General features: G+C 38.5%; 20 protein-coding genes. 7 read left to right on the plus strand and 13 right to left on the minus strand.

Annotation, left to right across the window (positions count from 1 at the left end; all coding sequences use genetic code 11):
- Window positions 1-21 precede the first annotated feature (21 nt).
- Window positions 22-753, minus strand: a complete 732-nt coding sequence (gene gloB / locus AC1M89_RS01475) for a hydroxyacylglutathione hydrolase (protein WP_481613754.1) — start codon at window positions 751-753, stop codon at window positions 22-24.
- A gap of 225 nt (window positions 754-978) precedes the next feature.
- Between gloB and AC1M89_RS01480 the strand changes: the two genes are divergently transcribed.
- Window positions 979-1,365 carry a DUF4951 domain-containing protein gene (locus AC1M89_RS01480; RefSeq protein ID WP_143047387.1) on the plus strand — a complete coding sequence of 129 codons (387 nt, stop codon included), beginning with the start codon at window positions 979-981 and terminating at the stop codon, window positions 1,363-1,365.
- A 40-nt stretch (window positions 1,366-1,405) separates the two neighbouring features.
- Here the strand turns inward: AC1M89_RS01480 and AC1M89_RS01485 are convergent, their stop codons facing one another.
- From AC1M89_RS01485 to AC1M89_RS01500, 4 genes are all read right to left on the minus strand, one after another.
- Window positions 1,406-2,101 (minus strand): methionine ABC transporter permease, encoded by a 696-nt coding sequence (locus tag AC1M89_RS01485; protein WP_481591197.1) that lies wholly within the window; start codon window positions 2,099-2,101, stop codon window positions 1,406-1,408.
- Window positions 2,098-3,123 (minus strand): methionine ABC transporter ATP-binding protein, encoded by a 1,026-nt coding sequence (locus AC1M89_RS01490; protein WP_179998301.1) that lies wholly within the window; start codon window positions 3,121-3,123, stop codon window positions 2,098-2,100. The genes AC1M89_RS01485 and AC1M89_RS01490 overlap by 4 nt, the downstream gene beginning before the upstream one ends.
- 71 nt (window positions 3,124-3,194) lie before the next feature.
- A complete protein-coding gene (locus AC1M89_RS01495) occupies window positions 3,195-4,064 on the minus strand; it encodes a MetQ/NlpA family ABC transporter substrate-binding protein (RefSeq protein WP_035267639.1) in 870 nt (289 codons plus the stop codon).
- A 363-nt stretch (window positions 4,065-4,427) separates the two neighbouring features.
- Window positions 4,428-5,513: an AraC family transcriptional regulator gene (locus AC1M89_RS01500; RefSeq protein WP_481613755.1), complete on the minus strand. Its 1,086-nt coding sequence runs from the start codon at window positions 5,511-5,513 to the stop codon at window positions 4,428-4,430.
- A gap of 216 nt (window positions 5,514-5,729) precedes the next feature.
- Between AC1M89_RS01500 and AC1M89_RS01505 the strand changes: the two genes are divergently transcribed.
- Entirely contained in the window at window positions 5,730-7,139 is a 1,410-nt protein-coding gene (locus AC1M89_RS01505) for a cytochrome P450 (RefSeq protein WP_481613756.1), read from the plus strand.
- A 191-nt stretch (window positions 7,140-7,330) separates the two neighbouring features.
- On the plus strand, window positions 7,331-7,573 hold the full coding sequence (locus AC1M89_RS01510) for a hypothetical protein (protein ID WP_481613757.1): 243 nt from the start codon (window positions 7,331-7,333) through the stop codon (window positions 7,571-7,573).
- A 76-nt stretch (window positions 7,574-7,649) separates the two neighbouring features.
- Here the strand turns inward: AC1M89_RS01510 and purD are convergent, their stop codons facing one another.
- The 7 genes from purD to AC1M89_RS01545 form a co-directional block, all read right to left on the minus strand.
- A complete protein-coding gene (gene purD / locus AC1M89_RS01515) occupies window positions 7,650-8,933 on the minus strand; it encodes a phosphoribosylamine--glycine ligase (protein WP_481613758.1) in 1,284 nt (427 codons plus the stop codon).
- A 136-nt stretch (window positions 8,934-9,069) separates the two neighbouring features.
- Complete coding sequence (purH, locus tag AC1M89_RS01520) at window positions 9,070-10,644, minus strand: bifunctional phosphoribosylaminoimidazolecarboxamide formyltransferase/IMP cyclohydrolase (protein WP_092766164.1); 1,575 nt, start codon at window positions 10,642-10,644, stop codon at window positions 9,070-9,072.
- A gap of 88 nt (window positions 10,645-10,732) precedes the next feature.
- Window positions 10,733-11,002, minus strand: coding sequence for a DNA-binding transcriptional regulator Fis (gene fis / locus AC1M89_RS01525; protein WP_001086304.1), 270 nt, complete (start codon window positions 11,000-11,002; stop codon window positions 10,733-10,735).
- A 375-nt stretch (window positions 11,003-11,377) separates the two neighbouring features.
- Window positions 11,378-12,232, minus strand: a complete 855-nt coding sequence (locus AC1M89_RS01530; RefSeq protein WP_481596893.1) for a DUF3426 domain-containing protein — start codon at window positions 12,230-12,232, stop codon at window positions 11,378-11,380.
- A gap of 19 nt (window positions 12,233-12,251) precedes the next feature.
- Window positions 12,252-13,151: a 50S ribosomal protein L11 methyltransferase gene (gene prmA / locus AC1M89_RS01535; RefSeq protein WP_035267660.1), complete on the minus strand. Its 900-nt coding sequence runs from the start codon at window positions 13,149-13,151 to the stop codon at window positions 12,252-12,254.
- Window positions 13,152-13,286: 135 nt separating this feature from the next.
- A complete protein-coding gene (locus AC1M89_RS01540; RefSeq protein WP_092766166.1) occupies window positions 13,287-14,186 on the minus strand; it encodes a bile acid:sodium symporter family protein in 900 nt (299 codons plus the stop codon).
- 132 nt (window positions 14,187-14,318) lie between these two features.
- Entirely contained in the window at window positions 14,319-14,675 is a 357-nt protein-coding gene (locus tag AC1M89_RS01545; RefSeq protein ID WP_035267631.1) for a hypothetical protein, read from the minus strand.
- Between the two features lie 258 nt (window positions 14,676-14,933).
- Here AC1M89_RS01545 and mnmG point away from each other — a divergent pair, with 258 nt between their 5' ends.
- Complete coding sequence (mnmG, locus tag AC1M89_RS01550; RefSeq protein WP_481613759.1) at window positions 14,934-16,814, plus strand: tRNA uridine-5-carboxymethylaminomethyl(34) synthesis enzyme MnmG; 1,881 nt, start codon at window positions 14,934-14,936, stop codon at window positions 16,812-16,814.
- A 392-nt stretch (window positions 16,815-17,206) separates the two neighbouring features.
- Here the strand turns inward: mnmG and AC1M89_RS01555 are convergent, their stop codons facing one another.
- A complete protein-coding gene (locus AC1M89_RS01555; protein ID WP_035267629.1) occupies window positions 17,207-18,205 on the minus strand; it encodes a helix-turn-helix transcriptional regulator in 999 nt (332 codons plus the stop codon).
- 226 nt (window positions 18,206-18,431) lie between these two features.
- Between AC1M89_RS01555 and AC1M89_RS01560 the strand changes: the two genes are divergently transcribed.
- The 3 genes from AC1M89_RS01560 to AC1M89_RS01570 are packed head-to-tail and all read left to right on the plus strand — an operon-like array spanning window position 18,432 to window position 21,382.
- Window positions 18,432-19,982 carry a circularly permuted type 2 ATP-grasp protein gene (locus tag AC1M89_RS01560; protein ID WP_481613760.1) on the plus strand — a complete coding sequence of 517 codons (1,551 nt, stop codon included), beginning with the start codon at window positions 18,432-18,434 and terminating at the stop codon, window positions 19,980-19,982.
- A gap of 21 nt (window positions 19,983-20,003) precedes the next feature.
- Entirely contained in the window at window positions 20,004-20,606 is a 603-nt protein-coding gene (locus AC1M89_RS01565) for a hypothetical protein (RefSeq protein ID WP_481613761.1), read from the plus strand.
- The gene (locus tag AC1M89_RS01570; RefSeq protein WP_481613762.1) at window positions 20,603-21,382 is read left to right on the plus strand and encodes a transglutaminase family protein; all 780 of its coding nucleotides are present in this window, start codon (window positions 20,603-20,605) and stop codon (window positions 21,380-21,382) included. The genes AC1M89_RS01565 and AC1M89_RS01570 overlap by 4 nt, the downstream gene beginning before the upstream one ends.
- The last annotated feature ends 6 nt before the right edge of the window (window positions 21,383-21,388 follow it).

The raw sequence follows: 21,388 nt of genomic DNA on the forward strand, positions 1-21,388 counted from the left end.
TTTGAATAGATAATGCTAAATTTAGAAATTATCTTTCATTTCCCGAATACGTTTAAATTCTTCAGCACTGTTGACGCGCAAGAAAGGATTGGTCTCAAGTTCAATTTCAATGGTGGAAGGTAAGGTTATTTGATTTTGATCTCGAAGTTTCTGAACTTGCTCAAATCGTTCTTGCAGTGCCTTATTCTCAGGTTCTACATGTAAAGCGAATTGGGCATTTGAGAGCGTGTATTCATGGGTACAGTAGACTTGAGTTCTTGGAGGGAGCGCTGACAGTCGGTTAAGTGATTGATACATTTGTTCAGCCGTTCCTTCAAAAAGGCGTCCGCATCCCATTGCAAATAAGGTATCTCCGCAGAATAAACTGTCGATTTCATCTGCAAATATTGCGATATGACCTAAGGTGTGGCCAGGAACAGCGATGACGTCAAGCTTTAAGTCATTAAAATAAAATTCATCATCATGATTGAGTGGACAACTGATAAATGGAATTTTAGATAATTCTTCGCGTGGACCATAAACTTCAATATTTTTTTCCGCGATTAACTCTGGTACACCACCAATATGGTCTTTATGCCAGTGGGTAAGCCATATTTGCTTAAGTGTTAAACCATTCGAGTCACAATAATTGACCACCAAATTGGCTTCTGTAGGGTCTACCACTGCAATTTCTTGGGTTTCAGTATCTTCAATAATCCATATATAGTTTTGTAGCGCATTGTTAACATCAATTACGCGAACTTGATAACGCATCCTAAACGATCCTAAAGCATGTGACTTATTTGATCTCATCCTAGATCAAGCTTATCAAATTGTAAAATTCACCCAAATTTTAAACAGCGATGTATTGTAAATATTGATTTCGAATTTGATGAGGTGCATTGTTGTTAGCTTAAGATTGTCTGATCTGATGAACTAATTTCGAGTAAAAAGTAAATGATGATAAAAGTGAGATTGAGTGCTTGCATCAGCGCAGTGATGAGTTCGATTGTTCTTGTTGGTTGTATGCAGAACTCTCAAGTTGGTCAACTGCAAAAGTCTCAATTATACGAGCGTCCAAGCAGCTGTAAGGTCAATGAGACAATCGAACGTAAAGCGGTTCCTCAAACACCCAACCAAATGAGCCTTCCGAGTTTTGGGCAAGGAGTTATTGGTTGGGCAACAGGGCCAGAAGGTGCTCAAGCACGCTTAGAAAGTGTATCTAAGCAAGACATCCATCAGTTTAAAGCTCAAGGTGTTAGTTTGGAAATGATACGCGAATGGCAAGCGTTTTATAAGCATGAAGCAAAGCGTAATCCATGCAATCCAACTGCGCCGTTACGTGCGCAATTAATGGAAAAAATCGCTTCACTCTGGATGGATTGATATTAAAAAAGATCTCAGTTGAGATCTTTTTTTAAATTTACTATCGCATTTTGGCGAGTTTTTCACCTGACATTTGCACCAATTGAACTAATACTAAAAGCACAATAACGGTGAGTATAACGACACTGGTATCAAAGCGTTGATAACCATAGGAGATCGCAAGATCACCAATGCCACCTGCACCGACAGCGCCAGCCATGGCTGTTGCACCAATTAAGCTGATTGCAGCTGTAGTTAAATTGAGAATGAGAGAGCTACGTGCCTCAGGCAGAATAAATTTGAAAATAATTTGCAGGGGTGTTGCGCCCATAGCTTGCGCTGACTCCACGATACCTTCATTGACTTCAAGGAGTGAAGTTTCAACCAGACGACCAATATAAGGTCCTACATAAATGGTTAAAGGAACAATAGCTGCCCATGTCCCAATAGAAGTACCCACAATCATTTTTGTCAGTGGAATAACCGCGATCAGGAGGATAATAAACGGGAGGGAACGTAATGCATTCACAATAGGGTTTAATCCATAGTAAATCACACGATTGGCTAAAATCCCGTTTGGTCGTGTAACAAGTAGGGTTATCCCTTGAATTAAACCCCAAATCGTACCGAATAGCATTGCAAAGAAAACCATATGAAAAGTTTCTTGCAGGGCTGTCACAAATTGATCAATTGAAAGTGAGCTTTTCCAAAAAGGTTCAGTAATTTCTGTTAGCCATTGAACAATCATATCTCTCATGCACGTACTCCTGATTGCTCAACTTTAACGCCATGTTGTTGGAAAAAGCTGATGGTTTCTTGAATAATGTCTGGATCACCCAGTAATTGCACAAACATTTGTCCAATCACAGCGCCATTAATTTCGGTCATGTTGGCAAATAAAATATTGAGACTAATATCAAATCGTTTGATGGCAGCTTGTACAACAGTTTCTTGTGCTGAAGTACCTAAGAACTGCAAGCTATAAATACTGTGGTGATTTTGATTTTCTAAGTTATTTAAAATATTGATAGGTAACTGCTGCTGTAAAACAGTTTGAATAAATGTTTTGGTCGTCGGGTGTTGAGGTTGACTAAAGATATCGAGAGTACTGCCGTGTTCAATCACTTTGCCTTGCTCCATAACTGCAACAAAGTCGCAAATCGACTCAATAACATCCATTTCATGCGTAACCATAACAATGGTGATTCCTTGCTCTTGATTAATTTTTTTCAAAAGGGCAAGTACAGACTTTGTCGTTTGAGGATCAAGCGCTGATGTTGCTTCGTCACAGAGTAGAATTTTTGGATGATTGGCAAGTGCCCGAGCGATACCTACACGCTGTTTTTGACCACCAGAAAGCTCATCTGGAAAAGCATCGCGTTTATGTTTTAAATCGATAAACTCAAGTAGCTCATCTAAGCGTTTTAGACGCTCAGCTTTACTCCAGCCAAGGAGTTTCATTGGCATTTCAATATTGGCTGCAACGGTTTTGGTTTGTAGTAAATTGAAATGCTGGAAAATCATACCAATATTGGCGCGTTCTTGACGTAATTTTGAAGCGCTCAAAGCAGTGAAATCTTGACCGTGGATGATCATTTGACCTTGATTGGGTCTTTCTAGTAAATTGATCAAACGGATCAGTGTACTTTTACCTGCACCACTATAGCCTATAATTCCGAAGATACTTCCATCTGGAATCGTCAGATTAATATTGTCTAAGGCGTGAATAGTTTGGCCTTTAAGCTGATAATGTTTACTAATATTTTTAAATTCAATCATAACGTCAAGAACTATTAAAAATGAAAAACAGGCAAATTAAATTTGCCTGTTAAAAATACAGAAGTCTAGAGTTATTGAGCTTCTGTGAGATATGTCGTTGGTTTATCAACATTAACTTTAGTGCCACCAAAGTTCTCTTTCACATATTGCTTAACCGCATCTGTATGATATAGCTGACCTACCTTTTGCAATACAGGATCATTCTGACGGCCTTCAGCTACAGCCAGTACATTCACATTCATTTTTGTACTTTGATCGATTGGCTCGTAGTAGATCGCATCTTTTAATACGTTCAAACCACCTTCCATTGCTAAGGTGTTGCCTAATACAATGGCATCCACTTCATCTTTCACACGTACCGCAGTTGCCATTTGAATCGGTTTGATGGTGATTTGTTTAGGATTCTCAGTTACATCAGAAGTAGTGCCTTTGACATTGTCAAATTGAGGTTTTAACTTTACTAAACCAGCAGATTGCAATAATAAAAGGGCACGTGATTCATTAGCACCATCGTTTGGAATTGCAATGGTCGAACCTGTTTTGAAATCATTTAAATTTTTAACTTTGCTTGAGTAAATCCCCATTGGCTCAAGATAAGTCGTAGATAATGGCGCAATTTTTTGAGTATTAGCATCATTGTATGCAACCATATATGCATATGATTGGAAGGCATTGATATCAATCTCTTTATTGGCTACCGCAGTGTTCATTGAAACATAATCAGTAAAGTTTTTAACATCTAACTTTAAACCTGCAGCTTCAGTTTCTGGCAATTTTGCAATGAACTTCCAGATATCTGCATCTGAACCTGTAGAAGCGATTGTAATGGTTTGAACTGAATCTTTATTCGTGTTGTTTGCAGCGGTTTCTGGAGCATCTTGTTTTGAGCATCCAGCGATACCCACTGATAGGCCCAAAACTAAACCAAGAATTTTCTTCATGATATTTCCTGAGTATGTTGAAACAATCTTCAACTTACATATGCAGTGAGGTGAATAGTGAAATGAACTGTCCTTGTTTAAAGAGCATTTCAACCTATTCATCTGTTAGAGATAATTCGGTATTTAGCTATCAATTATTTAAGCATTGATAACAAAAAAGTTGGTTGATGATAACAATTTTTTTTTATTCAATATAGTGATGTTAATGAACTAGCTTAGCATAAAGCGTCATATACAATTTATGAGAATGTATAAATAAACTTTAAATATCATACTTATAATTTGAGTGTTTAAAATTAGCAAGATCTGTTACCAGTCGAACACCTTATAATGATTTAATATATCAATATGAAAAATATGGATTTAATTTAATTTAGAAATTTGCTTGGTAAGATCATTATTGTATTTCTGCCGATATTGGCTAGGGGTCATACCAAACCAACGCTTGAATGCTCGTCTGAAATTTGAGGCATCGTGATAATTAAGAAGCATACCAATTGTTTCAATCGTGAGTTGCGTATGCTCAAGAAAATAAGCACTTTGCTGTGCAAGAACTTGATCTTTGACTTCTTTAAAGGTTAAACCTTCTTTTTCTAAATGACGAGCTAAGGTTCGTTTGCTCATGAATAATGAAGCGGCAATCTCAGATTCATTTTTGGGATCTGATAAATGCTCAATCAGTATTTTTTTGACACGAAACTGATAAGTATTTTGGGGTGTAAGAAGTTCCTTAAGTACATTTTCACATTGTTTTTTTGCAATGAGATAGTTCTCCTGACTTGCTGAAGCATTCGGGATTTTACACACAGATAAAGGTATCTGAATGCCATCAAAAGATTGTGAAAATGCGAAATCACATTGAAAAATTTTTGTATAAGCAGCATGGTAAGCAGGTTTAGGATAGCTAAAAAGCAACTTCGGCTCAGTTAATGGCTTACCTAAAATAAATTCAGCACACTCTTTAAATACCACCATGCAAGACTCGATCATGCTTTGATATACAAGGGTGGAGCAATCGATATTAAATTGAATTTTACAATTCATCTGCTGATCACGCATTTCGAGAATGACTTCTGCAAATCCAATTCGAGTAGGTAGATAATGTTGAATCGCTTCAAGTGCAGCATAAAGGTTTGGGCAACTGTGCATCAAAAAGCCCATTGCGCCATGAGTCGTTGGTTTAAGGCGATGTCCAAGTTCTAAACCGAAGTCGGGAACATCTGCCATGTTCAATGCATTTTCAAATATACGAATAAAATCAGATGCTGAAATCCGAGAATCTTCTTGTTGAATAAATTCAGCAGTCAGTGATGTGCCATTCAATAAAGTTGGGAATACACGCAGCCCACCTCCCAATTGTTGCGCAATAATTCTGACATAGGCGCAGGGAATCAATGCCCGAATTGCATTATTGTCCTGATTGCTATGTTCTATTCCTTTAGAAATCATACTCAAGTCCAGATAGCGTGATATTTATCTTTCTTAAATCTAGCCTCATTAGAGCTGCTAATTTGAATAAAAAGAATGTCAAAAAATGACTTATTAATGTCAAAAAATGACCTGATTGTGTATTTTTAAAATTCTATGCTCAAACACAGATCATCAGCTTAATGGAATAAAGGCTGAATATAAATTTAAAGATGAGATCACATAGGACACATTGTCATGAATAATTTAGTCAAAAAAATGAATGCTGTTCGAATAGATTTGGTGAATTTTAGCGCTCGCTATATTCCCTTAGAAAATCACATCAAAGCTGCCCATGTATACCATAAATTAAAAAGTAGCCTATTTAAGAATCCTGATTTTGATCAAATTGAAGAAATTCAACTTCCAGATCCAAATGTTTGCCCCTTACAAGAGCTTGATGTCAGTAGCCCTTTTTTATACAAGCAAGGTGTATGGAAGGATACTTTTAAGCGATTACGTAAAGATGCGCCGATACATTATCAATCAAACAGTTTATTTGGTCCTTTTTGGTCGATGACACAGTACGAAGATGTCATGTACGTCGATAAAAATCATCAGCTCTTCTCTTCAGAACCGATCATTATGTTGGGTGAGCAACCGCAAGGTTTAGAGCTTGAAATGTTTATTGCGATGGATCCACCGAAACATGATATTCAGCGTAAAGCTGTGCAGGGGGTTTTCGTACCAAAAAACTTGAAAGACATGGAAAGCTTGATTCGGACTCGTACCCAAGACGTACTTGATCACTTGCCTTTAAATGAAGCTTTCGACTTTGTAGATCGAGTATCAATTGAACTGACCTCAAGAATGTTGGCGACGTTGTTAGATTTTCCTTACGAAGAACGCCGTAAATTGGTCTATTGGTCTGAAATTGCATCCTCATCACCAGGTACGACAGGCGGTACGATGACTATTGAAAATACTTTTGATGGTTTAAAAGAGATGGTGAGAGATTTGTCTCAACTTTGGCATGATAAGGCTGCACGTATAAACGCAGGTGAGGCTTCAAGTTTTGACTTGATGAGTATGCTTATTCGGAGTGATGAGACAAATGATCTGATTCAGCGACCATTAGAGTTTCTGGGGAATTTGGCATTATTAATCGTAGGCGGGAATGATACGACTCGTAACTCGATGTCGGGCGGGGTTTACGCAATGCATTTGTTCCCTCAGGAATTAGGCAAGCTGAAGAATAATCCTGATCTGTTGCCTAATATGGTTAGTGAGATTATTCGTTGGCAGACACCATTGGCGTATATGCGCCGTGTAGCGACTCAAGATCTAATTTATAAAGGTCAGTATATCCGTAAAGGTGACAAAGTTGTTATGTGGTATGCGTCTGCTAACCGTGATGAAACTGTGTTTGAGAATGCGGATGAATTTCTCATTGATCGTGAAAATGTGAAAAAACATCTATCATTTGGTTATGGAATTCATCGCTGTATGGGTAGTCGTTTGGCTGAGATGCAACTGACCATTCTGTGGGAGGAGATTCTCAAACGTTATGACAGAATTGAAGTGCTTGAAGAACCCGAAATTGTTCAGTCTAATTTTGTTCGTGGATATTCTAAGATGATGGTAAAGCTGCATCCAAAAGTAAAATAGGAATAAATATAACTCAAGGCAGTTAACCTTATTGGGGCTTAAGGTTTATCTGTTTTGAGTTTTTAAGATTTTAGAGGCTAAACATAACTTGGCTTTATTTTTATTATTTGATTTAAATGTATAATTAGAAAGAGATTAATATCTTGTCAAGCTAATAAATATTTTTCGATATTATAATACGGTGATAATAAATGAAAGTTAAAGAACTAATTGAGCAGTTAAAGAAATTGGATCCTGAGCAAACAGTGTTAGCTATTTGTGAGGATGAAGATATTGTACGTAAAAACGAAGGATTTGAAACTTTTTGGGTTGATTCAGTATCTTCTGTTCGTGCTGAGTCAAAAAGAGAAGACTTTGGGGAAGTTAAATTTAAATTTGGTGAATTTCCTGAAAGTAGGGATCATGTATTTATTACGTTAGAGCATAAATTTTAATTTTTTGAAAATATGTATTTTAAGCATTTAAAAACCCCGCGCTTAGCGAGGTTTTTGTTCAATCTAGTTTACAAGATTAAGCATTTTCACGAGCAATTGCGCGGTAACCAATATCTTTACGGTATTGAACGCCGTCAAAAGTCACTTTTTGGCAAAGCTCTAACGCTTTTGCTTGTGCTTCACCAATGGTATCGCCAAGTGCAGTCACGCAAAGTACACGACCACCAGCAGTTACGATGTCACCATTCTCATTGGCTTTCGTACCTGCATGGAACACTTTCGCATCTGCCATTTCCGTGTCTAAACCAGAAATCACATCGCCATTGCTAGACGTTTCAGGGTAGCCCTTGGATGCAAGTACGATACCAACCGTTTTACGCTCATCCCATTCGGCTTCTGCAGGAAGTTTACCTTCAATACCAGCTTCAACTAATTCAACTAAAGATGATTTTAAACGCATCATAATCGGTTGAGTTTCAGGATCACCGAAACGACAGTTAAACTCGATCACTTTTGGTTGACCTTGTTCATCAATCATCAAGCCAGCGTATAAGAAACCTGTATAAATGTGACCGTCTTTTTTCATACCTTCAACGGTAGGACGCATCACTTCATTCATGGTTTTTTCAAAAACTTCAGCCGTTACAACAGGAGCAGGAGAGTAAGCACCCATACCACCAGTGTTAGGACCTTGATCACCTTCAAAGATACGTTTGTGATCTTGTGAAGTTGCCATAGGTAAAATGTTGTCGCCATCAATCATACAAATGAAAGATGCTTCTTCACCTGCCAAGAACTCTTCAATGACAACGCGTGAACCTGCATCACCAAATTTGTTGCCTTCAAGCATGTCATCAATCGCATCAAATGCTTCTTGATTGGTCATGGCAACAATTACGCCTTTACCCGCAGCAAGACCATCTGCCTTGATTACGATCGGTGCACCATTTTTCTCAACAAATGCCTTAGCAGCATCGACTTCCGTGAACACGTCATAGAAAGCCGTTGGGATGTTGTGACGTTTCAAGAAGTGCTTGGCAAATGCTTTAGAGCCTTCTAATTGCGCTGCAAATTGAGTTGGACCCCAAATTTTTACGCCAGCTTCACGACAAGCATCGACTACACCGTTTACAAGTGGTGCTTCAGGACCAACTACAATCAATTCAACTGCATTGTTTTTAGCAAATTCGATGATTGCAGGATTGTCTAAAATGTTAAGTGCTACATTTTCACATTTTGGTTCAGTTGCTGTGCCCGCATTACCCGGTGCAACAAAAACTTTAGTTACTTTTTCATCTTGAGCGATTTTCCATGCTAACGCATGTTCACGACCGCCATTACCCAAAACTAAAATATTCATCGGTTCATACTCCATGAATCGAAAATGACATAAAGTCCTCAACTAAATGAATAGAAGAGGACTTTAGGCAAGATTAAAAATCTCTTATCAGTGTTATAGGTGACTTATGAGAAGTCATCATGACACGAACCATTAATTAATGACGGAAATGACGCATGCCAGTGAACACCATTGCAATACCTGCTTCGTCAGCAGCAGCAATCGTTTCTTCATCACGCATTGAACCACCCGGTTGGATAATACATTTGATACCTGCTTTAGCGGCGTTATCAATACCATCACGGAATGGGAAGAATGCGTCAGATGCCATTACTGCACCTTCAACGACTAAGCCTGCATGTTCAGCTTTGATCGCAGCAATACGAGCAGAGTTTACGCGGCTCATTTGACCTGCACCCACACCAATCGTTTGACGGTTTTTAGCATAAACAATCGCGTTTGATTTAACGTATTTCGCAACTTTCCAAGCAAAGATCATGTCATCAATTTCTTGTTCAGTTGGGGCACGTTTCGTCACAACTTTAAGATCATCTTTAGTAATCATACCTAAGTCTTGATCTTGAACGAGTAAACCACCGTTTACACGTTTGTAGTCCATTTGTGGAGCACGTTCGTCAATAGCTGGTAATTCGCCACATACAAGTACACGTACGTTTTTCTTCGCGCCCGTTACTTCAAGTACGCCTTCAGCAACGCTTGGTGCAATAATCACTTCAACAAATTGACGATCAACAATAGCTTGTGCAGTTGCAACGTCTAATTCACGGTTAAACGCAATGATGCCACCGAATGCAGATTCTGGATCAGTTGCATATGCAAGGTCATATGCAGCTTTAATACCGTCTAAAGAGACTGCAACGCCACATGGGTTAGCGTGTTTTACGATTACACATGCAGGTTTCGCAAATGATTTAACACATTCAAGTGCTGCATCAGTATCTGCAATGTTGTTATAAGATAATTCTTTACCTTGCAACTGTTTAGCAGTAGAAACAGAGGCTTCAGTTGCAGCAGGGTCAACATAGAATGCAGCAGATTGATGTGGGTTTTCACCGTAACGTAAATCTTGAGCTTTATTTAATTGCGTATTGAATGTACGTGCAAATTGATCAGCTTGACCTTCTTCTTTACCAACGCGAGCGCCTAAGTAAGATGCGATCATACCGTCGTACTGAGCAGTATGTTCAAATGCTTTAACTGCTAAGTCAAAACGAGTTGCATAAGAAAGTGAGCCTTCAGCTTTAAGCTCAGCAACTACAGTCGCATAGTCAGATGCATTTACAACGATACCTACAGACGCATGGTTTTTCGCAGCAGCACGAACCATCGTTGGACCACCGATGTCGATATTTTCAATCGCATCAGCAAGTGAGCAGTTAGGTTTTGCAACAGTTGCAGCAAATGGATAAAGGTTTACCACAACTAAATCGATCGCATCGATGTTGTGTTCAGCCATCACAGCTTCATCTAGACCACGACGAGCCAAGATACCACCGTGGATTTTCGGATGAAGTGTTTTTACACGTCCGTCCATCATCTCTGGGAAACCCGTGTGCTCTGAAACTTCGACTACAGCAATATTGTTGTCACGTAACAACTTATAAGTACCGCCAGTAGATAAAATTTCTACCCCTAGAGCAACAAGGTCTTGGGCAAATTCAACAATGCCTGTTTTATCAGAAACAGAGATTAATGCGCGTTTAATAGTCATGATTTAGTCACAGTTATCAAGAATTAAAACAAAAAAGCTAAATAGCAGGTAAAAAAAATGCCCGCGGAAGCCGCAAGCATTTTATCATTTATTCACTCATTAAACCGTGAGCTTTCAACTTTTTACGTAAAGTACCACGGTTAAGGCCTAGAATCTCAGCAGCGCGAGTCTGGTTGCCACGTGTATATTCTAACACTACAGATAAAAGAGGTTTCTCCATTTCTGCTAAAACCATGTCATAAACTTGAGATGGTTGCTCGCCTTGCAATTGTGCAAAATAATGGCGAACTGCGCGATCTACGTGAATACGAAGAGCGACATCAGATTGTGCAGTAAAAATAGGAGATTTGCTATTCATGCGAGTTAATCCGAGAATCAATAATCACTTAGGGTAAAAGTGATTTTGTGGTCAAAATAAAAAAAACGAGCTCCGTTTTAGGTCCTAAAACGGTCGACTCTAAAACAAGAACAATTAGCTTGCCACAACTAGAGCAATTGAGTGAAAAATAAGCGTAACAATAGTTTAATATTTGTTACGGTTCCACATAAAACAAAAAACATCCCTGATGCGCTGAATAAAAAAATTAAGCACATGAACAGAACTGTATTTATTTTGAGAAATTGCGAGGAGTTTGCGGTACAAAGCTTTCGTGGCGCGTATCATACCATTGTCTATGAAAAAGTGAGCAAGAAAACTACATTTTTTTTAATTTTTTTATCGTTTTTTTTGATCTTATGGTCGTATAACTTCCAATTTATAATTGTCAAACTCAGATTGAGAAAAATTTATACTAAATTTGAAACCAAATGGACTGTCTTGAGGAATTCGTGTAATTCCATGCAAACTTTCTACTAAATATTCATTGGGTGCTTTAATAGAGGATGAAATCAATTTACCTTGTTGAAAAATGCTTATTTTCAACAGAGGCAGTTTTAGCCCTTTGCTATATTGGTTCACCAAGTGACCTGAAAAAACAGTGGAGATCGCTGATGTTGACTCAATATTGAGGTCTTGTACTTTTATATGGGTATAGCGTTCATCAAGCGTGTCACAATTAAATAAGTTACATGCTGATATAAATGCCTGATTTAGCGCAGGTGAGCGTTGCAATACATTTGGGTTAAACCATAAAAATTGAAAAACCAGTAATAACGCTAAAATTGTATTTACGATCGCCCATGTCGCAATATAAAGCCTAGTTCTTGGTTTCGATTGGCTATTGGCATGGATTGATGATGAAAGATTTAAAGAAGGGTAGTTGGTAATCGGATCATGATTGAACGTATTTAAGTTATTTAAATACGTACGCAAGGTTATGTTTGAATTTGCAACTTTACGATCGAAAATATCCAATAGGTGTTGTTCTTGTTTAGGTTCAATCACATCTTCAGATGGTGCTGTACTGTCTTGGGCTTCTGTGATTAAAGGTTCAATCACTTTCGGTTGAGGATTGAATAGATGTAGAAGCGCATTAAACTCAGCAGAACATTTAGGACAACAAACCATACCCTCGGCAACAGTTAACTGGGTGACTGATACCTTGTAAATTGTGGAGCAATTTGGGCAGCGGGTTTGTTTATCACTCATATCTTAAATTAAGCTCTACTTATTTATGGCGTTTCCCAGAAAGACGGTACCAATTTTCATCACGCTTTTCTTTGTCTAATATATCAAAAAATTCAGCATAAACACGAGAAACATCATCAACTTGCTCTTCAATAATACCGGCTAGTGCGAATTCACCCTCAGGTTGAATGAGTGTTGAAAACTCCTCAGCAAGTGCCATCAGTGGGCCAGCAAGAATATTTGCGACAAATACATCTGCCTTTTGCTCACCGAGTGCTTGATTAAATTCTTCAGGTAAGCCGACATATAAATTTTCGAGAACGCCATTTAATTCAGCATTTTGTTGTGTAGCGAGTACAGCTTGAGGATCAATATCCGTCGCATATACTTTTTTTGCACCAAGCAGTAGGGCAGCAACACCTAGAATGCCAGAACCACAGCCGTAATCGATGACGATTTTGTCTTTTACATCGGTTTTACCTAACCATTGTAGGCAGAGGAATGTTGAAGCATGATTACCTGTACCAAAAGCTAGGCCTGGATCTAATTTAATATTGACCGCATCCGCTTCAGGTGCTTCCATCCACTCAGGCACGATCCAATATTTTTCACCAATTTGAATTGGCTCATATGCATCCATCCAAGTGCGTTCCCACTCTTGATCTTCGATAAACTCATAACGTAAAGGCGCTTCAGGCATCTGGTCTTTAATGAAAGTTTCTAGTGCGACGACATCGATTTCTTCATCATCTTCTTGAGCGTAAATACCCGTTACGATGACTTTGTTCCAAAGCGGAGTCTCACCTGGAAGTGGTTCTAATAACGCTTGATCTTCTGCATCATCTAGCGTCACACTGACTGCACCAAGAGATAATAATAATGTTTCAGTAAAATCAACTTGTGCTTGATCGACAGTAATATGGATTTGTAACCACTTCACAGTAAAAAAACCTAAATATGCAATACGAGAGTTAGCATTGTACTGTATTCGCTTTAAGAATGCAGATAAAACCTGAAGCATAAATAAAGGCACGATTACAGTGCCTTTAAGATGAGTTGGTTAACTCAATTAATATCAGTTAATTTGTGAGTGGTTTCGAGTTAACTCAGCCGGATGGTCTAATGGTGCAAAACGATTCAGCAACATGCCGAAAATAGCAGCGAAGATATACATAAAGATTGAATAAACAGCTGCTGGCATCGCAATTTCGCTGCTATTCATTATCGTGATTGCAATCGCCATGGCCAAAGTACTGTTATGGATACCAATTTCAAAAGCACACGCTCTTGCTTGAAAGCTCGGTACACCAAAGAAGCGTGGTAGAAAATAACCAACGCTAAGACTTGCGATACAAAATAACGCTGTTGCTAAACCAATTTGAGCAAGATAATTCATAATGTTGGCACGTTCAGAAAGTACTGCACCAACAATAATTAACACTAAGAATACAACGGCAAAAATACGCACTGGTTTTTCTAGTTTGGTTGCAACATTTGGAAATTTGTAGCGCACAAACATACCGAGGGCAACTGGAATAAGAATAATGGCGAACACTTGTAAAATTTTACTAAATTGCAGACCAATTTGAGTTGAATCCTGAATGAAATGTGTAATTGCAAAATTCACGATCAGCGGCAAGGTCACTGCAGCAATAATGGCATTAATCGCAGTCAAGGTGATGTTGAGAGCAACATCACCTTTATATAAATAGCTAAACAGATTGGCTGTCGCACCCCCTGGTGAGGCAGCAAGCAACACTAAGCCGACAGCTAAGTAAGGCGTAAGATTGAGTATTTTACATATAATAAATGCAACGCCAACCAAAATGACGAGTTGGGAAAATAATGCGATGAGCACTGCTTTAGGGTGTTTGCGAACGCGTAGAAAATCTTGAACAGTGAGTTCAAGTCCTAAACCCGCCATCACAATTGCAAGTGCTAAAGGTAAAAAAATCGTAAGGATCCCTGTGTCCATAAATTCATCCTGAATTTTGTTGTGTTATTTGTAAATAGATCGTTATTTTTAATTTGGTTTTATCGTTATCAATAAATAAAAGCAACCAATTTTTCAATTGGTTGCATAAATGGTCAAATTTAAAAAATTGGATTAAGACGCTTTTGGCATCGGTGGCGCATATCCGAGTGCACATTTGCCTTTATATTCTTGACCTTCAATATTCACGGAAACACTCGCTGCATCAGACTTACAAGCTGAATTAAGCTGCTCTTCATTTCCTTTTAAATCTTTACTTTGGGTTGGGAAAAATTGAGTTTGGCAAGTACCATTCCAAATGATTCCTTTATACGGGAAACTGACAGCATCGCCTTCGCTTTTACCCTTACATACACTTTGGAATTGTTTGGCATTATAGGCATTATCAACTTTGTCATTCGCAATACTCATACTACTTACGCTTAGACCCAAACAACATAACATTGACATCGTAAATAACTGGACTTTCATGTTCGTATACTCTTGTTAAAAAATATGACTTGAATATGTTGAAAAAATAGTCGAATCAATGGAAGGGCAATGCTGTAAATAAATTTTCTAAATTGTTAAAAAATCGCTTAAATCTGCAAAATTTATAAATTTTTATATCAAAATGGTTTATATTATTGGACTTCAAAAAAATTAGAATTAAATCGTTCTCGATTGTCTCAAGGCAAACAAAATTTGCTATAATTTTCTGTCATTATTTTTATCTCCTCATATACCACTATGCATTATCCTAAAGTTTACGATGTCATTGTTATCGGTGGCGGACACGCTGGTACAGAAGCAGCGCTTGCTGCGGCACGTATGGGTCGACAGACTTTACTCTTAACTCATAATATTGAGACTTTAGGGCAGATGAGCTGTAACCCAGCGATTGGTGGTATTGGTAAATCACACCTTGTTCGCGAAATTGATGCCTTAGGTGGTGCGATGGCACTCGCAGCAGACAAGGGTGGTATTCAGTTCCGTATTCTGAACTCACGTAAAGGTGCTGCAGTTCGTGCAACGCGTGCGCAGGCTGACCGTGTACGTTATAAAGCGGCTATTCGCGAAACATTAGAAAACCAAGCCAATCTTGATATTTTCCAACAAGCAGCAGATGATCTCATTGTTGACGGCGATACCGTTAAAGGTGTGGTAACACAAATGGGGATTCGCTTTGATGCGAAAACTGTCGTGTTAACCGCTGGTACATTCTTGGGTGGCGTGATTCATGTTGGTCTTGAGAAATCAAGCGGCGGTCGTGCAGGTGATCCACCTTCAATTTCTTTGGCGCACCGTTTACGTGAGCTTCAATTGCCAGTAGGTCGTTTAAAAACAGGTACGCCACCACGTATTGATGCACGTTCTGTAGATTTCTCTGTGATGACACCACAGCCGGGTGATTTCCCATCACCAACGATGTCATTTATGGGTGATGCATCTATGCACCCAGAGCAAGTCAACTGCTATATCACGCATACCAACGAAAAAACTCATGATATTATTCGTGGCGGCCTAGACCGTTCACCGATGTATACTGGTGTGATTGAAGGTGTAGGACCACGTTACTGTCCGTCAATCGAAGATAAAATTCATAAATTTGCCGATAAAGATTCTCACCAAGTATTCTTAGAGCCTGAAGGCCTAGATACACATGAACTTTATCCAAATGGTATTTCTACATCTTTACCGTTTGATGTCCAGTTTGAATTAGTACGCACAATCCGTGGTATGGAAAATGCGCATATCCTGCGCCCGGGTTATGCCATTGAGTATGATTATTTCAACCCACAAGCTTTGAAATTCACTTTAGAGACTAAAGCGATTAATAACTTGTACTTTGCGGGTCAAATTAACGGTACGACAGGTTATGAAGAAGCCGGTGCACAGGGTTTACTTGCAGGTTTGAATGCTGCACGCCGTGCGTGGGATCAAGAACAATGGACACCGAAGCGTGATGAAGCGTACATGGGTGTATTGGTCGATGACTTAATCACTTTAGGTACGAAAGAACCTTACCGTATGTTTACCTCACGTGCGGAATACCGTTTGATGCTTCGTGAAGATAATGCAGACCAACGTTTGACACCAATCGGGCGTGAAATGGGTCTTGTGGATGACGAGCGTTGGGCAGCGTACTGCGAAAAAATGGAAGCGGTTGAGCGTGAAACAGGTCGTTTACAACATCTTTGGGCTGCACCTAACAATCCAATGGGTAAAAAATTCGTTGAAATGACAGGTGCGGATCTTTCTAAAGAATGTTCTGCGATTGATTTGTTGAAACGTCCGAACATTACTTTTGCTCAAATTGCGGAACTCACTGGTTCTGATGTTTCTGCTCAAGTGGGTGACCAAATTGAGATTGCAGTTAAATATGAGGGTTATATTAACCGTCAGCATCAGGATGTAGCGCAAATGAAGCGCTTAGAAGAGACTAAGATTCCAGCTGATTTTAATTATGACGTGGTATCTGGTTTATCTCGTGAAATTACTTTGAAACTCAAAGAAGTTCGCCCTGAAACTCTCGCTCAAGCAAGTCGTATTCCGGGCGTTACACCTGCTGCTGTTCAATTGGTGATGATTACGATTCGTAAGAATGCACAAACTAAAAAATCTGCTTAAGCATGTTGCAGTCCAAAAAACCCGCTTGATGCGGGTTTTTTTGATCCTCATATAACGATTTATTCATAAATAAGAGAAATAATTTATTATTTACGTTTAACAAGAATAGAGATTAATAAAGAAATTATGATTATTTCTCAATCCAAGTTAATGTCGTTATATTGATTCTACGTTCACAACAAAGAGGAAAGGCCATGACGATGAAGCGTATTCGTTATAATGGTTATGAAATTGCATGCTGCACGATGTAAATCATAATCCAACGACATTGAAAAGTGTACGTGAGCTAAAGGGGAGTTTAGTTCACGTATTTAAACTCAACACAATAAGAAATCAGCGCAATACTGAAAATATGATAATAAAAAAATCTTCAGAGCCAATTTGGCTCTTTTTTAATTTTCAATTTCATGAACGGCGTTAAATACATCGAGCGGTTCAATACGAATGATTTTTTTGCCGAAGCTTCTGAGCCACCAAACCAATTGTGAAGTAAAGGGCACATTAGCCACCACTTTAAAGAGATCATCAGATACTTGTGTGATGGATTGATCTTTACTGAGTTGGCTTTCGGAAAAGTAAAGTGCATCAGCTTTATTCATAAAGAGTTCGAGTTGAACGAGCTCAGTGGGTTTATTGAAATCAACTCTGAAGCCGAGCGCACCAGATTCAATGTAAGCATCAATATCAAAGTCAACAGGGTGTAAGGCGCGTTGCTCTAGAACTTTTGCAGATTTAAAACGATGTAAAGCAAAGGTTTGAACTTCTGATTTGTCATGTCGAGTACAAATCAAATAAATGATTGAACCCTTTTGAACCAATGCAAGCGGGTTTAAGGTATAACTACGTTCTTCACTTTCAGGTCCACGCGCACGATATATGCATTCGATCTGTTTATCTTGCAATAGACCTTCATAAATGGCTTGCTGCGCATGTTTCTCTACAACAGGAGGGATCAAGGGCTGGCTTGCTGGAACAATACGGACACGGTTAATCCATTGACGTACATTGTTTTGTGTAGATAAGCTGCGTTTTGCAAGCTCGAACCAAGGGTTCATCTCCTCAATTAAACTTGGTGGAAGCAAATGCTTCAAATGTTCTTCAACCATCATAAAGGTGACCGCTTGAGAGCTGGTCATATGCGGCAAGCTTTGAATTGGGGCATCTGATCGCCAACGCCAACCTTGTGGTACAGTTTTATTACTCTCAATAGGAAATCTTTGAGAAATTTGATTTAAATCACGTTGAATGGTTCTTAAACTGATTTCAATACCTTCTCTTTGCAGGGTCTCTTGCAACTCTCGTGTACCCATCCATTTGCCAGTGGTTAAACGTGAAAGAATTTGCCACTGTCGATATAAGCTATTCGATGTTTCTTTTTCTTGAGAGGACATAATCAACTAATGAATAAAGAGAAAATATTTTTCAAACACACAATAAAAAATCTTTAAGAGATAAGCAAGCATGGAAAGTGAAGCTGTTGAGTATATTTCGATACATCTTTAGGCCATTTTTCGTTGTGAATGCTTCAAAAATGGGGCATTAATAGATGAATAGGTAAATTTTTGGCATTGAAATTGCTTAATTTTGTTTACAATTGATAACAATTAAGAGGTATGTATGCTAAAAGAGGAAAAAGATACCACTTCAATTCTCGCAAATTTTAAGGCTGATCATACCGTCGAAGCTTTTGAAAAATCTAACCAGATCGAAGTTAAACAAAACAGCACTGCGTACTTGTTCGATCAACTTAAATCTGAATTTTATAATGAACTTTTAGATGATAAAACGATTGGCTTAGAGGCATCTAGCAAAATCGAAAATTGGTTATGTGAAAGAAGCTTGGATGAGCTGAAATCATTAAATCATCAAGCGAAGGAACATTTCCTCTATCACGGCATTACATTTACAGTCTATGGTGATGCTGAGGGTACAGATCGTATTATTCCTTATGACTTAATTCCACGTGTAATTGCCAAACAACAATGGCACAAAATAGAGCAAGGCTGTGCACAAAGAGTGCAAGCATTGAACTTTTTTTTAGATGATATTTACCATAATCAGGCGATTTTAAAAGATGGTTTAGTGCCTGAGCTGCAAGTGCTCACTCATGAGGCATACCAACCATTGATGTATAAACATTCATTGAAAGGTAAAGTTTATAGTCAAATTAGCGGAATCGATATTATTCGTGATCAGCAAGGTGACTTCTTTGTATTAGAAGACAATTTAAGAACACCATCAGGCGTGTCTTATATGTTGGAAAGTCGAAAAATTAGTGAAAAAATGATGCCCGAACTTTGTAAGTCATCAAATTTACAAGGTGTAGAGCAATACCCACAACTTTTAAGACAAATACTCGAGGAAAATGCTGAAGTAGATAATCCATTTATCGTGGTGCTTACACCGGGTCGATATAACAGTGCATATTATGAGCATTGCTTCCTCGCACGTGAGATGGATGTTCCTCTAGTTACAGGTCAGGATTTATTTGTTGAAAATGCTAAGGTCTATGCCAAAACCGTTTGGGGTAAAAAACAAGTCGATGTAATTTACCGACGCCTAGATGATGGATTTCTTGATCCTCTGTGTTTTATGCCAGACAGTACATTAGGTGTACCAGGTCTGATGTCTGCATACTTACAACACAATGTCGTGATTGCAAATGCGCCTGGCACGGGGGTAGCAGATGACAAATCAATCTATCCTTATGTCGATAAAATGATTGATTACTATCTAAACCAGAAGCCAATTTTAAATAACGTACCGACTTACCAATGTCGTGAACGTGAAGAACTCGATTATGTACTTTGTAATTTAGAAAAGTTAGTGGTTAAAGAGGCGCAAGGTTCAGGCGGTTATGGCATGTTAATTGGTCCTAAAGCGACCGAACAAGAAATTGAACAATTTAGATTAAAGTTAATTGCACAGCCGCATGCTTACATTGCACAACCAACTTTAGCGCTTTCAGTCGCTCCCACTTTAACTGAATTCGGCATCGCTGAACGCCATATTGATTTAAGACCGTTTATTTTAAGTTCACCGTATCGTACAGAAATCGTGCCGGGAGGTTTAACCCGAGTTGCGATGCAAGAAGGGGCATTAGTTGTAAATTCATCGCAGGGTGGTGGCATTAAAGATACGTGGGTTATAGATCCGCTACATTCATAAATATACAACCAGGAGCTTGTCATGATTATATTAAACAGCAATGCACAAAATATTTACTGGGTTGGCCGTTATTTATCTCGTATTCAACATTTATGTGGTCAGTTTCCATTTCAAGATGATGTTCAAGCATTGCAGTATGCCCATGCTTTTTGCTTACCTGCTTTTAATGCGTGTTCGCTCAATGAGCTGATTCTGAGTAATGATCAGCCTGCTTCTTTTTTTCAACAATTTGAATGTGTGAAAAATAATATTCAAGATTTACGTGGTGTATTGTCAGTTCAGGCTTATTCAGAATTAAAACAGATGGTGGATACAGCGACACAAAATGCAGGATTAATTTGTACTGTTGTTGATGAGTGTAGCGATATTCTAGAAGCTGAAAATGAAGACATTTTTCTGTTTTTTAGTCTAGGACATTATTTCGAAAATCTTGATCGTGAAATAAGATTGAATCAGGATGTTAATTCTACAATCAATTCTTTAAGTGTTGTGATTGAACTGTTGAAGTCTAAAGGATGGGACAGTTTAGATGAGGCTTGGCAACATCTTTTAGCGCATCCAAATGCTAATAGCTTTTACCAATTGAATGATCAGGTGCAATGTTTATTTGAGGTGGATGCATGAAATTGATGATTAATCATCAAACCCATTATCAATATACGGAAACAGCAAAAAATAGTATCCAATATATACGAATGTGTCCTCAAAGTAATGCTCACCAAAAAGTAGATGCTTGGTCAGTGAGTATTCCTGGTCATAAGGTCGAAGCAAAAGATGCCTTTAATAATATTTGGATCACTTCGACTCAACGCTATGCATATCAAAATTTAAGTATTATGGCGCAGGGCATCATTGAAATCGATACAGTTTCAGAACAAGCTATTGAGTCAGAAGTGCCAGTCGGTATTTTTCTACAAATTACCCCAGCGACTCAATGTGATGCTGAAATGAAAGCTTTTGCAGCTCAACATGTAAGTAAAAAGACTCGTGATGAATTAAAACATTTAAGTTCTGCATTGCTTGAGCATATGCCATATATTTCAGATTCTACTCAAGTGAATACTACAGCAATAGATGCATTCCATCATCAACAAGGGGTATGTCAGGATCATACTCATGTATTTGTAGGTATGTGTAGAGAGTTAAATATTCCTGCGCGCTATGTTTCTGGATATCTTTACGTTCCGGAAATGAGTCATTTGGCGAGCCATGCTTGGGCTGAAGCTTATATAGATGGACTTTGGTATACATTTGATGTTAGCAATCAGCTCTATACGCCAAGTTCACACATTTATATTGCATTAGGGCGTGATTATTGGGACGTTGCACCTATCAGAGGTGTGCGAGAAGCTGGTGGCGTGGAGAGTATGACGACCATCGTTCAGGTATTACCGTGTTAGAACAAA

The organism is Acinetobacter sp. ANC_7635 (assembly GCF_056779945.1).